Raw genomic sequence first — 11,863 nt, 5'->3', positions numbered from 1 at the left:
AGACGACCGCGAGTACTGGCAGGTGCGCATCGTCCCCGAGGACAACAGCGGCATCGCATACGTCGCGTTCGTCGACGCCCAGAGCGGCGACGTGCAGGAGTTCGAGGAGACGGAGGCGATTCGGCGGTTCCTCGCCGGGGAGACGCCGACGAACGCTACGGGCGGTTCCGGCGGCGCGGGCGGGGCGGACGGTGAGTCCGGTCCGGGAGACGGCGCGCCGACCGTCATCGTTCAGCGCGTCGCGGAGAACGGCACCGTGATCGAGACGATGGAGGTGTACGATAACGAGACCGTGCGCATCCGGCAGGCCGCGAACGGGACTAGCGCCGGGAACGCGTCGGAGACGACGGAGGCGTCGACGACGGCGAACGCGACTGCGGGCCGCGTCCGGGCGGGCGCGTAATCGGCGGGTGAGATGCCGACGGCCGCGCGCCTTTCACGCGCAGGCAGCACAGTCGAGTGCGTCCCCCCTGAACCGATAACCCCCGATGTCTTCGAGAGATGCCGACGAGAGTGAGGCGTCCCGTCCGCGGGACGAACCGGTCGCCGAAACGTACCCCGGACTGGAGGTGCTCTCGACCGACCCCGACAACGCGCAGACGGACGCGCGCGAGAATCTGGAGAGCTACCTCACGCCGCGGGACGAACACTACGTCCGGAACCACCACCGAACGCCCGAGATAGACGCCGACGAGTGGACCGTCTCGCTGACGGGGCTGGTGGACTCGGAGGCGGAACTGTCGATGGAAGAGCTACGAACCGACTACCCCACCGACTCGGTCGTCCACATGATGGAGTGTTCGGGCAACGGCCGGGCGTACTTCTCGCCGGACGCCGAGGGCGACCAGTGGACGTTCGGCGCGGTGGGCGACGCCGTCTGGACGGGGACGCCCGTACGGGCGATTCTCGACGCTCACGGCGCCGATACCGCCGACGGCCGGTGGCTGACGGCGATGGGCGGAGAGGCGAAAGACGACGAGGACGTGTTCTGCCGGTCGATTCCGATGGCGAAGGCCCTCGACGACTGCATCCTCGCCTACGAGATGAACGGCGACCCGATGACCGCAGAGCACGGCTACCCCCTCAGACTCCTCGTACCCGGGTGGTTCGGCAACAACAGCGTAAAGTGGGTCGAGGAGGTGCGCGTGATGGACTCGATGGTCGTCGGCGAGGAGTGGCAGTCGCGGGACGGCCGCGACTACACCGAGTACCAGCAGTCCTCCTACCGCATCCTCCCGGCGCAGGACGAGGAACCCGAACGGTACGCCGCCGTCGACGTCGCCGACACGCACGACCAGATGCGGGCGACCGACGAGATACGGAACGCCTACCTGTTCGACCAACTCGTCAAATCGCTCGTCACGTCGCCGGCGGACGGCGCCGAACTCTCGCCGGGCGCCGACGGACGCATCGAGGTGACGGGCGTGGCGTGGTCCGGCGACGACAGGGTCGAACGCGTCGAAATCTCCGCTGACGGCGGCGAGACGTGGGACGATGCGGAGTTCGTCGGCCCGGACCTCGGCCGCTACGCCGTCCGGAAGTTCCGGTACGTCTGGGACGCCGACCCCGGGGAACACACCGTCGTCGCGCGCGCGACGGACGACCGGGGGCGGACGCAACCGGCGACGGTGTCGGACCCCGAGGAGGGTCTGCGCGGCATCGAGGGCGACCGCTACCCGTGGAATCAGAAGGGGTACGGGAACAACGCCTACCGACCGCTGGGCGTCTCCGTCACCGTCGAGCGTTGAGATTTCTACTCCGTCGCGCCGAGGCGCGCGAGCACTCTGTCGCAGGCCAGCACGCCGGCCGCGATAGCGACCCAGAGGCCGATGACTGCGACGAGGAGCACGGACCAGTGCGGAACCGGCGTCGACGCCGGGGCGGCCGCCCCGCCGTGAAGCGGCGCGGGGGCGACGAGTGCGGCGTGCGCGGCGGACGCCGAGAGGGCGGCGGGGGAGAGCGCCGGCGTCACGCCGCCTCCGTCGCGCTCTCGGCCCGCCGCTTCACGCCGGTGCGGTAGACGTAGTAGCCGGCGCCGAGGATGAGGAGGCTCACGGCGGCCCAGTGGGGGTTGTACCGTCCGCCCTGCGAGAGCGGTTGGTGCAGACCGAGGAGGACGTGGTCGACCACCACGTCGTACAGGTCGAAGGTGCCGAGGCCGATGACCGCCGCGCCGGCCACCGGTCGGAGCGCGAGGGGAACGTCGGTTCGGCGTTCGGACTGCCAGAGGAGACCGGCGCCGACGCACGCGATGACGAGCATCGCGAGCGAGAACAGGCCGTCGGCGAGCACGTTCGTCCGGAGGCCGGCCATCGTCGTTCGCGGGTAGACGCCCGAGAGGAGGTGGTGCCACTGGAGGACGAGATGCAGCACGAGCACGTCGATGAGGCCGCTGAAGCCGAAGCCGAAGACGCCCGCCGAGAGGAGCGACCGGCGGGTCACGCCGTCGACCGTCTCCAGCGAACGGTTCGAGGAGGAAGTCTGGCCGCTCATTGGTTCCACTGGGGGGCACACGCCGGAAGGCGACGGGGCTGTATATGCAGGTGATTCAAGCGTCTGCCCCCGCGCGCGCCACCGCGGGCCGCTCCGAGGAGGGCCGCGGCAAGACGCCTTTTCACGCTCGTGTCCGTACTGCCGACGATGCGCGAGTACGACCTCATCGTCCTCGGCGGCGGAACCGGAAACATCGTTGCGGCGGCGGCCGCAGACGACGGGTTCGACGTTGCGCTCGTCGAACGCGACAGACTCGGCGGCACCTGCCTCAACCGCGGCTGTAACCCCTCGAAGAAGCTCATCCACCGGGCCGACGCCGCCGAGACGGTGAGAAACGCCGACTCGCTCGGCCTCGACGCCTCGCTGGAGGGCGTCGCGTTCGGCGACATCGTCGACGAGGTCATCGAGGAGGTGACCGAGGCTGCCGAGCGGAAGGCCGAACGCGCCCGCGAACACGAACGTATCGACTTCTATCAGACGGAGGGCCGGTTCGTCGACGAACGGACGGTCGAGGTGGATACCGGGGACGGACAGACGGAACTGACGGCCGACCGGGTCGTCCTCGCGGGCGGGTCGCGGCCGATGATTCCCGACTCCATCGACGGCACCGACGAAGTGGAGTACCTCACGAGCGACGAGGCGGTCCGGATGGACGAACTGCCGGACCGCCTCGTCGTCGCCGGCGGCGGCTACATCGCCGTCGAGATGGCGCACCTGTTCGGCGCGTTGGGGACGGACGTGGCCGTCGTCGGCCGCGGGGACGTCCTCCTCGACAGGGAGGACCGCGAGGTGGCCGAGCGACTGACCGAGGCGTACGGGGAGAAACACGAACTCCACCTCGGCCGCGAGGTGACCGAACTCCGCGACGGCGGCGACGAGACGGTCGTCGTCGCCGAGTCCGACGACGGCGAGCGGATCGAACTCACCGGCGACGAGGTGCTGTTGGCGACGGGTCGGCGACCCAACTCCGACCGCTGGAACGTCTCGGCCGCCGGACTCGATACCGACGACGGCGGGTTCGTCGAGACGGACGAGTACCTCGAAACCTCCGTCGACGGCGTCTACGCCATCGGCGACATCGCGGGCAACTACATGTTCAAACACTCCGGCGACAAGGAGGCCGAACACGTCGTCGAGACGCTGACCGGGGAGTCGCCGTCGGCGGTGTCCTACCCGGGGATGACGCACGCGGTGTTCGGGTCGCCGCAGGTCGGAAGCCTCGGGAAGACCGAGGGGGAGGTGGACGGCGACGGCTACGAGGTTGGCACGTACGCCTACGACGACACCGCGCTCGGGTCGGTGCTGTCGAACGACGGCGGGTTCGCGAAGGTGCTCGTCACCGACGGCGGCAAGGTGCTCGGCTGTCACGTCGTCGGCCCGCACGCGTCGATGCTCGTCCACGAGGTGAGCACGGCCGTCGCCGCCGGCGCGGACGCCGAGACGATAGCCGAGACGATACACGTCCACCCGGCGCTGTCCGAAGTCGTGCAGGGGGCGTTCCGGGACGTTCGTGACGTGGCGCCGTCGGGAATGTGACATCCTCCTCGCCGTAAACGGCGAGGCTTCCCACGCATGGGGAATACCAGTTAGTCGTCGCTGGCAGAGGGTTTCGACTCTCGAAACGCCGTGAGCGTCATCTGCGCTGGGACGCTCTTCTCACGGTGTCGTTCGAGAGACGCGGAGCGTCTCTCGTGACCACGAGACGGCGAAGCCGTCTCGGACGAAGTTGTGGCGGTGTCACAACCGCTCCCATCCCGAAGCGAGTCATCGCGTTCCGCCTTGTCAAGCGGGACGCTCTCTCCCCACGGGTCAATCCGTCGTGCGATATTCGCGGAAGCATTGATGTCGGCCTGAAACATCGAAACGTGGCAGTCGTCGTTCGGGCACCGGAACTCGGCTTGGGAGTCCCGCCGACCGATTCGGTGGCACGAGTGGCACGTCTGAGATGTGTACGCCGGATTCACGTACTCGACCGGGATGCCTGCTTCCGTCGCCTTGTCCTCGATACGCCCTTGCAGTCGGGCGAACGCCCACGAGTGAAGGCGACGATTCATGTGCTTCCCGTAGTCGAGACGCTCACGGATGTACGTCAGGTCCTCCATCACCAACACCGGGTTCTCGAACTGCTTGGCGTACTCGACGGCTTCCCGAGACGCTTTCTCCACGATGTCGGTGAGCGCGTTTTGGTAGTGCGAGAAGCGGTCTTCGATGCGCCACTCGGATGCGTCACGCTCTTGGAGTCGTTTCAGGGTCGTGTGCATCTCTTTACGGAGATGCTTCGCTCTGCTTCCGCTACACACGAACGGGTCAGTCGGAGAACCATCCTTGAGGGCACAGCCCGTGATGAGGGCGGTTTCTCCGATATCTAAGCCGATGTGCGCGGCGTCACCGTCCATCGTTAGTTCTTCGACCGGATACTCGACGGTAACGTGCAGTACCCAGTTTTTCCGGTGCTGTTGAAGCCGTATCTCGCCTGCCTTCGCGTCCTCTGATACGAGGTCGTGCCAGAGATCTTCCTGTTCAGGGTTGATGCGAAGTGGTATCCAGAAGTTCGTTCCCCGACCGGGACGCGGAACCCACCACGTGAACTCGTAGTCGCGTTCTTCGGAGTGGTCAAACTTCGCAGCCTGATTTGTGAGCCGTATCGGGTGTTCGTCGTCCAACTCCTGCGCGTTGTACGTCTTGCGGAGTTTTGGGACGTAGTTGCAGAGAGCAGCCTTCGCTTGATACGGCAGGTTGTAGGGTGTCACGATGTCGCTCACCGACGACATGGTACTTGCCCCGGAGTCGAACGCCTCTTGTAGACTGTCACGGTACGTTTCAAGGAGGTCGTTTAGTTTCGCCTGTTTGTGCGCGGTGGGGGGCGCGAACGTCGCTTGCAACGTCTTCGTGACGGTCGTAGACACGCTACTGGTCCTCCACGTACTCCATCAGCACGTCGATGCTCACCTGTCCGGTGGTGGCGAGGAAGTACCCCGGTTGCCAGAACGCGCTGTCGAGCGTCTGACGAACCTCGGGGTTCTCGTCACGGGTTTTGTGGGACGTGACGCCTTTGAGCGAGTTGATGAACTTGGTGAGGTTCGTCGTCGGCTTCGCCGTGAACAGGATGTGAACGTGGTCGGAACCGCCGTTGACGTTCTGGATGTCTACGCCGAAGTCCTCGGAGATGTCGCTGGCAATCTCACCGATACGTTCGGCTATCTCGTCGGTGAGGATGTCCGCGCGGTACTTCGTGCCGGTCACAAAGTGATATTGGAGCGCGTAGACCGTGTGCGACCCGGTTTCGAGGTTGTACTTCATTCGGCCGTACTGAGATCATCACACCCAATTCGAGTAAAGGTTTACAGTCGTGCGGTATTCGGCCTGCAGCTGACGGTGGAACGTAAGTTAGTTGTCGGCTTCACGCCCGCCGTAAACTGCGGGATTCTCGCCTTGAAAAAGATAGCGCGTTCGAACCGGTGTGCCCTCCGGGCGGGACGGTTCGACAGAACTTCCCGATGATGGTGTCTCCCCGTCGAACATATTTTTCTGTGGGAAGGTGCGGGGATGATTTTACAATAAGACGGATCTCGGCGATAAAACTTAACAGACGGGAGAAGAGACTCAGGCTGTCATGCCCGCAGAGTCGTACGGAGCCATCAGCCTGCTTCCGGCGCTGTTCGCCATCGTGCTGACGCTGGTGAGCCGGCAGGTGCTCCTCTCGTTGTTTACCGGAATCTGGATCGGCGCGACCATACTGGTCGGGTGGAACCCCATCGCCGGGATGGCCCACTCCCTACAGTTGGTCATCAACAGCCTCATCACGCCGTTCAACAGCAAACTGCTGCTGTTCACGTTCCTCTCGGGGGCGATGCTCGGGATGATATTCCTCTCGGGCGGCATGAAGGCGCTGGCTGAACGCATCATCGCTCGGATCAAGACCAGAAAACAGGCGGAGTTGGGGACCAGCATCCTCGGGATGCTCATCTTCGTCGACTCCTACGCGAGCACGATGATCACCGGATCGGTGATGCGCCCCATCACCGACCAGTTCGACATCAGCCGCGAGAAACTCGCGTACCTGCTCGACTCCACCACCTCGCCGGTCGTGAGCATCGCCGTCGTCTCGACGTGGGTCGGGTTCGAGGTGGGCCTCATCCGCGATCAGTTCTCCTCGCTCGGCATCGACCAGAGCGCGTTCGTGGTGTTCTTACAAAGCATCCCCTACCGCTTCTACAGCCTCCTCGCCATCGCGCTCGTGTTCATCCTCGTCGTCATGGGGTGGAACTTCGGTCCGATGAAGCGCGCCGAGAGGCGCGCGAAAGAGGAGGGGAAGGTGCTCGGCGACGACGCCGACCCCCTCATCGAGACGCGCGAGGAGGACATCGTCACGCCGGACCACGTCGACTCGCGCTGGTGGTACTTCGCGCTCCCCATCGTCGCTCTGGTCGCCGTCACCGGGTTCGGCCTGCTGTACTCGGGCGGGTGGCCGTCGAAGGCGCCCGTCGAGGCGCTGAAGGGCGCCGCCACCGCCGACGCCATCCTGTGGGGCGTCTTCTCGGCCTGCGCGCTGCTGCTCGCCATCCTCGTCGGACACGCCCGCGTGGAACTCGAAGCGGTGAGCGACTCCATATTCGAGGGGTTCAAGATGGTGATGTTCCCGGTGGCCGTCCTCACGCTGGCGTGGACCATCGGCGGCGTCAGCGAGACGCTCGGCGTCGGCGGCTTCGTCGTCAGCATCGCCGAGGGGATTATCACCGCACCGCTCCTGCCGGCCGTCGTGTTCGTCGCCGCGGCCATCGTCTCTTTCTCCATCGGGACCTCGTGGGGGACGATGGGTATCATGTTCCCCGTGGCGGTTCCCTTGGCGTTCCAACTCGGCGCGCCGCTTCCGAGTGCCATCGGCGCCATCCTCACAGGGTCGCTGTTCGGCGACCACTGCTCGCCCATCAGCGACACGACGGTGCTCTCGTCGATGTTCGCCGGCGCGGACCACGTCGACCACGTGAACACGCAGATTCCCTACGCGGTGCTCTGCGGGACGGTGGGGACGTTACTGTTCCTCGCCAACGGGTACGGGCTCAGCGGTCCCATCCTGCTCCTGCCCGTCGGCGTCCTCGCCCTGTTCGTCACCGCGTACTACCTCTCGGAACACCGCGACGCGGCCGTTCCAAGCGTCTTCGGTTCCTCGTCGGACTGACGAATTCCGACACCGTTTCGCGCTTTTTTGACGCTGAACGACGAGCGAACGTGGTCGAACCGGTTCGGGAGCGGGAAGCGCGATTCGACGCAGAACTGACGTGTCTCACATCTCTGCACGCGGGTTCGGAATCGGTAGTGGAGAACTCGGTCGGGAGGCGGTATTTTGCCAGTAGTAGGACTATATCCGGGCAGACCGAACCTGCCGTTTGTTGGTCTTGCACTCGGTGTACGAGGTGTCGGACCAACAATAGTCGGCGGTTTGGTTCGCGCAGTATAGGTATTGCTCGGCGGTTCGGTGGAGTGCGTCGCGTTGCTCGTCGGAAACGGCGAGTTTCGCGACGGCGGTTCGACGCACGTCCATACTTCAGAGGAGGGTGGGCGGTACTTGGATATTCGGGAGTCGGTCGGTCGGAGTGCGCCGGTTGTGTCGCACCATGTCAGTTTCCGCTCCGGCCTACTCGCTCCCTTCGCTACGTTTCGGTCGCTCCTTGAGGCCGGGGGCTCTACCTTGAGTTCTGCTGAGTTCAACCGGTCGACGCCCGCGGGGTGTCCGCGGGGCGTCCGACGCGACATCGCTCACATCATCTCGCGCAGGCTGACGAACGACCCCTCCTCGGCGGTTATCCACGTCGTCGTCCGCTCGAAACCGACGGAATCCGGCGGGAACAGCGTACACTCGGCCGTCCCGTCCCGCGGGAGGACTATCTCGGCCGTCAGTCCCGGCGGCCGGTCCGGGCGACTCGTCTCTCTCGGCGGGCGTTTCTCGGCGTCGTGCGTCGCGTTATCGTCCATCGTGGTACTCCTCCGGGAGCGATTCGTGCTCCACATCCACTACGAGCGCCGACTCTATGACTGGCGGCCGTCGTTCCCGCCGGATGGGAAGTACGAGAGCGGTTCCCGGTGGCGGGGAGTCACGCCGCGGATTCATGCTCTCCCTCCCGACCGGACTATTATTTGGTGATATCACCAATGTATATCCTCGCCGAACCAGTACGGGCAGACATGAGCTTCACCGACGAACTGTCGACGGTGGCGGACCCGCTCTGGGACGCCATCGAGGGGCACCCGATGGTCGAGCGGTTGGGAGCGGGAACGCTCTCGACCGACCCGTTCGAGTACTGGGTGCGACAGGACTACGTCTACCTCGTCGACTACGCGCGCGTGTTCGCCTACGGGGCGGGGACGGCGCCAGACGTGGCGCGGATGGGCACGTTCGCGGAACTGCTGGACTCGACCATCAACACCGAGATGGACCTCCATCGCGCGTACGCCGCGGAGTTCGGCATCTCCGAGGCGGAACTGGAGGCGACCGAGGCGTCGCCGACGACGCGGGCGTACACGGACTTTCTCGTCCGCACCGCCGCGACGGGGTCGTTCGGCGACTTAGTGGCCGTCCTCCTCCCCTGCATGTGGGGGTTCAACGAGACGGCCGAGCGACTGCGGGAACGCGGGAAACCCGACGACGAGCGGTACGCCGAGTGGATAGACACCTACGCGGGCGCGGAGTTCACCGAACTCACGACGTGGTGCAAGGAACTGATGGACGACGTGGCGCGGGACGCGAGCGACGCCGAACGCGAGCGCTACCGCGACCTGTTCTACGAGTCGGGGCGCTACGAGTACCGCTTCTGGGACGCCGCGTGGCGACAGGAGGGGTGGGAGCTGTGAGCGAGGAGGAGGCAAACGAGGGGGAGGCCGGCGGACAGGCGGTCCCCGACTCGTTCGACGCGTACGCCGAGACGGCGACGGACGCCCGCTTCACCGACTGGCTCCGGGAGCGCTCGGAGCCCGAATGGACGGCGGCGACCACCCACCGATTCACCCGGGAACTCGGGTCCGGCGAACTGAACGACGCGGCGTTCCGGCGGTATCTGGTCCAAGATTACGCGTTCCTCGGGTCGCTCGTCGGCCTCGTCGGGCACGCCGTGGGCGACGCGCCGACGATGGCGTCGAAACGCCGGCTGTCGACGTTCCTCGGGACGCTCACCGCGGAGGAGAACGACTACTTCGAGCGCTCCTTCGAGGCGCTGGGCGTCCCGCGGGAGACGTACGAGGACCCGCACCGGACGCCGACGACGCTGGCGTTCGAGGACCTCATCGAACGGGCCGCCCGGCAGGGCGGGTACGCCGAGCGACTGGCCGTGCTCCTGCCCGCCGAGTGGACGTACGAGGCGTGGGCGGCGGCCGTCGCCGACGGGTCCCCCGAGCGGTTCTACCTCGACGAGTGGGTGCACCTCCACGCGAACGACGAGTTCAGAACGTTCGTGGGGTGGCTCCGCGCGGAACTCGACCGTGAGGGCGCCGCCGCCTCCCCCCGGCGTCGGCGTCGCCTCGAACGGCTCTTCGGGCGGACCGTCTCGCTGGAAGTCGACTTCTTCGACGCCGCCTACGCGGACGAACCGTCGGACCGGGGTGAGACGGAGTGGTGAGTTCGGCTCTCGCCCTCGGTCTCACCGTCGTCACGCTCGCCGTCTTCGCGGGGCTGGGGCTGTGGTTCTCACGGGGGCGCGTCGGCTCCGTCGAGGACCTCATCACCGCCCGCGGCGCCGCGAACGAGGGGCAGTTGAGCGCCACGCTCGTCGCCTCGGTGATGGGCGTGTGGATACTGCTGTCGGCCCCGGAAGCGGGCGCGCTGTACGGTATCGCCGCGGCCGTCGGCTACGGACTCGGCGAGGCCGCGCCGATGCTCGCGTACTCCCGACTCGGCCCGCGGATACGGGAGTTGATTCCGGAGGGCCACTCGCTGACCGAGTACGCCTACGCGCGCTACGGCGGCGCGATGTACGCGTTCGTCGTCGTCATCAGCGCCCTGTACATGTTCGTCTTCCTCGCCGCCGAGTTGACCGGCATCTCGCTGGCGTTCCACTACGTCGCCGGCGTCCCCCAGTGGCAGACGGCAACGCTCGTCGCCGGGTTCGTCCTCCTCTATACGGCCTACGGCGGCCTTCGAGCGAGCATCGCCACCGACGCGGTGCAACTGTTCGTCGTCCTCCCGCTCCTCGTCGGGAGCGTCGCGGCCCTGCTGTTCGCACTCGGCGGAACCGGCGCCGTCTACGACGGCATCGCGGACGCGAACCCGGCGCTCTTAGACCCCGGCTACGTCCCCGGTCTGCGGTTCGGCGCGGCGCTGGTGTTCGCGGTGCTCGGCGCGGAACTCCTCAACCAGACGTGGTGGCAGCGCATCTACGCCGGGGACGACTCCGAGACGGTCGAGCGGAGCTTCCGGGTCGCCACCGTCGCCAACGGGTTCATCCTGCTTCTCGCGACGCTGTTGGGAGTCGTCGCCGTCGGGAACTCCGGAGTCCTCACGCAGGGGGCGGAGTACAACGCCGGCGTCGCCTTCTTCGTCCTCTTGGACGGAGCCTTCTCGGAGTGGTTGGTGCTCGGCGTCCTCCTCCTCGCCCTCCTGCTCGTGACGAGCACGGCCGACTCGCTGTTCAACGCCTTGTCGAGCCTCGTCACCGCCGACCTCCCTCGGGCGATGGACGACCCGGACGACCGGACGCTCCGCCTCGCCGCCCGACTCGTCACCGTCGTCGTCGCCGTCGCCGCCGTCGCGGTGAGCCTCCGCGCGCGGAGCGTCCTCAGCCTGTTCTTCGTCGCGGACCTCCTCGGCGCCGCCGTCGGCATCCCCCTCGTCTACGGACTGTTCACCGGCGGCCTCTCCGGTCGGGGTGCGCTGGTGAGCGCCCTCCTCGGCCTCGCCGTCGGGAGCGCGTTCTTCCCGTTCCCGTTCGGCCTGCACGGCGCGGCGGACTCGCTCCTCGGCGGCCTCCTCCCCGCCCCCGACCCGACCTACCTCCTGCCGTTCGCCGGCGCGTTCCTCGTCTCCTCGGCGTCGGCCGTCGTTGCGGCGCGCCTGTCGAGCAGTGAGTTCGATCTCGACCGTCTCTCGCGGGAGATTCGTCGCCTCGACCGACCCGTCACCGATGGCGGGACCCCGAGCAATCCGGACGAACCGAGCGAATCGACCGAACCGAGCGGTCCCGCCTCGGAGAGGGGGGACGACCGATGAGCGCCGTCGGCCCACTCGTCTTCGGAGCGCTGCTCTGGGGGAGCCTGCTCGGCGTCTTCTGCGTGTTCTGTTTCGAGGCGTACGCCGTCGCCCGTGGGACCGTTCGACTCCGACGACGCGACCGAGCGTAGCGACGCCGACACGACACCCATTTATTCGTCGGTGATATCACTC

Annotated in this window: 12 protein-coding genes and 2 pseudogenes; 8 read left to right on the top strand and 6 right to left on the bottom strand. The window is 66.6% G+C overall.

Annotated elements, in window-relative coordinates; translation table 11 throughout:
* Nucleotides 1–403 (top strand): annotated as a pseudogene (locus tag C474_RS08115) (hypothetical protein); the annotation flags it as partial.
* Between the two features lie 85 nt (nt 404–488).
* Nucleotides 489–1,748, top strand: a complete 1,260-nt coding sequence (locus tag C474_RS08110) for a sulfite oxidase (RefSeq protein ID WP_008385720.1) — start codon at nt 489–491, stop codon at nt 1,746–1,748.
* A 5-nt stretch (nt 1,749–1,753) separates the two neighbouring features.
* Here the strand turns inward: C474_RS08110 and C474_RS08105 are convergent, their stop codons facing one another.
* Together C474_RS08105 and C474_RS08100 are read right to left on the bottom strand one after the other, a co-directional pair.
* On the bottom strand, nt 1,754–1,972 hold the full coding sequence (locus C474_RS08105; protein ID WP_008385719.1) for a hypothetical protein: 219 nt from the start codon (nt 1,970–1,972) through the stop codon (nt 1,754–1,756).
* Entirely contained in the window at nt 1,969–2,493 is a 525-nt protein-coding gene (locus C474_RS08100; RefSeq protein WP_008385718.1) for a DUF2243 domain-containing protein, read from the bottom strand. The genes C474_RS08105 and C474_RS08100 overlap by 4 nt, the downstream gene beginning before the upstream one ends.
* A 147-nt stretch (nt 2,494–2,640) precedes the next feature.
* On the opposite strand from C474_RS08100, the gene C474_RS08095 reads away from it, so the two are divergent.
* Nucleotides 2,641–4,029 carry a dihydrolipoyl dehydrogenase family protein gene (locus C474_RS08095; RefSeq protein ID WP_008385717.1) on the top strand — a complete coding sequence of 463 codons (1,389 nt, stop codon included), beginning with the start codon at nt 2,641–2,643 and terminating at the stop codon, nt 4,027–4,029.
* Between the two features lie 50 nt (nt 4,030–4,079).
* Here C474_RS08095 and C474_RS08090 read toward each other — a convergent pair whose 3' ends face one another.
* Both C474_RS08090 and tnpA read right to left on the bottom strand, forming a co-directional pair.
* On the bottom strand, nt 4,080–5,399 hold the full coding sequence (locus C474_RS08090) for an RNA-guided endonuclease TnpB family protein (RefSeq protein WP_008385716.1): 1,320 nt from the start codon (nt 5,397–5,399) through the stop codon (nt 4,080–4,082).
* Between the two features lies 1 nt (nt 5,400).
* Nucleotides 5,401–5,793: an IS200/IS605 family transposase gene (gene tnpA, locus C474_RS08085; protein ID WP_008385713.1), complete on the bottom strand. Its 393-nt coding sequence runs from the start codon at nt 5,791–5,793 to the stop codon at nt 5,401–5,403.
* A 313-nt stretch (nt 5,794–6,106) separates the two neighbouring features.
* On the opposite strand from tnpA, the gene C474_RS08080 reads away from it, so the two are divergent.
* Complete coding sequence (locus tag C474_RS08080) at nt 6,107–7,672, top strand: Na+/H+ antiporter NhaC family protein (protein ID WP_008385712.1); 1,566 nt, start codon at nt 6,107–6,109, stop codon at nt 7,670–7,672.
* 189 nt (nt 7,673–7,861) lie between these two features.
* Here C474_RS08080 and C474_RS23065 read toward each other — a convergent pair.
* Nucleotides 7,862–8,035 (bottom strand): annotated as a pseudogene (locus C474_RS23065) (RNA-guided endonuclease TnpB family protein); the annotation flags it as partial.
* A gap of 215 nt (nt 8,036–8,250) precedes the next feature.
* Nucleotides 8,251–8,466 (bottom strand): DUF7511 domain-containing protein, encoded by a 216-nt coding sequence (locus C474_RS08070; protein ID WP_008385709.1) that lies wholly within the window; start codon nt 8,464–8,466, stop codon nt 8,251–8,253.
* A 210-nt stretch (nt 8,467–8,676) separates the two neighbouring features.
* On the opposite strand from C474_RS08070, the gene tenA reads away from it, so the two are divergent.
* From tenA to C474_RS23290, 4 genes are read left to right on the top strand one after another with little or no spacing between them, the layout of a single operon-like run.
* A complete protein-coding gene (tenA, locus tag C474_RS08065) occupies nt 8,677–9,342 on the top strand; it encodes a thiaminase II (RefSeq protein WP_008385707.1) in 666 nt (221 codons plus the stop codon).
* Complete coding sequence (locus C474_RS08060) at nt 9,339–10,103, top strand: TenA family protein (RefSeq protein ID WP_008385705.1); 765 nt, start codon at nt 9,339–9,341, stop codon at nt 10,101–10,103. The genes tenA and C474_RS08060 overlap by 4 nt, the downstream gene beginning before the upstream one ends.
* Complete coding sequence (locus tag C474_RS08055; RefSeq protein ID WP_008385704.1) at nt 10,097–11,689, top strand: sodium:solute symporter family transporter; 1,593 nt, start codon at nt 10,097–10,099, stop codon at nt 11,687–11,689. Before C474_RS08060 ends, C474_RS08055 begins: the two co-directional genes overlap by 7 nt.
* Complete coding sequence (locus tag C474_RS23290) at nt 11,686–11,820, top strand: hypothetical protein (RefSeq protein ID WP_008385702.1); 135 nt, start codon at nt 11,686–11,688, stop codon at nt 11,818–11,820. Before C474_RS08055 ends, C474_RS23290 begins: the two co-directional genes overlap by 4 nt.
* The last annotated feature ends 43 nt before the right edge of the window (nt 11,821–11,863 follow it).

It is taken from the genome of Halogeometricum pallidum JCM 14848 (assembly GCF_000337095.1).
In the GTDB taxonomy this organism is placed as follows: Archaea; Halobacteriota; Halobacteria; order Halobacteriales; family Haloferacaceae; genus Halogeometricum; species Halogeometricum pallidum.
This window is presented reverse-complemented; position numbering and strand designations above follow the sequence as displayed.

Excerpts from the sequence above, each read along its gene's own strand:
- C474_RS08095 (WP_008385717.1), top strand. The coding sequence starts at position 2,641 with ATGCGCGAGTACGACCTCATCGTCCTCGGCGGCGGAACCGGAAACATC.
- C474_RS08110 (WP_008385720.1), top strand. The coding sequence starts at position 489 with ATGTCTTCGAGAGATGCCGACGAGAGTGAGGCGTCCCGTCCGCGGGAC.
- C474_RS08100 (WP_008385718.1), bottom strand. The coding sequence starts at position 2,493 with ATGAGCGGCCAGACTTCCTCCTCGAACCGTTCGCTGGAGACGGTCGAC.
- C474_RS08070 (WP_008385709.1), bottom strand. The coding sequence starts at position 8,466 with ATGGACGATAACGCGACGCACGACGCCGAGAAACGCCCGCCGAGAGAG.
- tenA (WP_008385707.1), top strand. The coding sequence starts at position 8,677 with ATGAGCTTCACCGACGAACTGTCGACGGTGGCGGACCCGCTCTGGGAC.
- tnpA (WP_008385713.1), bottom strand. The coding sequence starts at position 5,793 with ATGAAGTACAACCTCGAAACCGGGTCGCACACGGTCTACGCGCTCCAA.
- C474_RS08080 (WP_008385712.1), top strand. The coding sequence starts at position 6,107 with ATGCCCGCAGAGTCGTACGGAGCCATCAGCCTGCTTCCGGCGCTGTTC.
- C474_RS23290 (WP_008385702.1), top strand. The coding sequence starts at position 11,686 with ATGAGCGCCGTCGGCCCACTCGTCTTCGGAGCGCTGCTCTGGGGGAGC.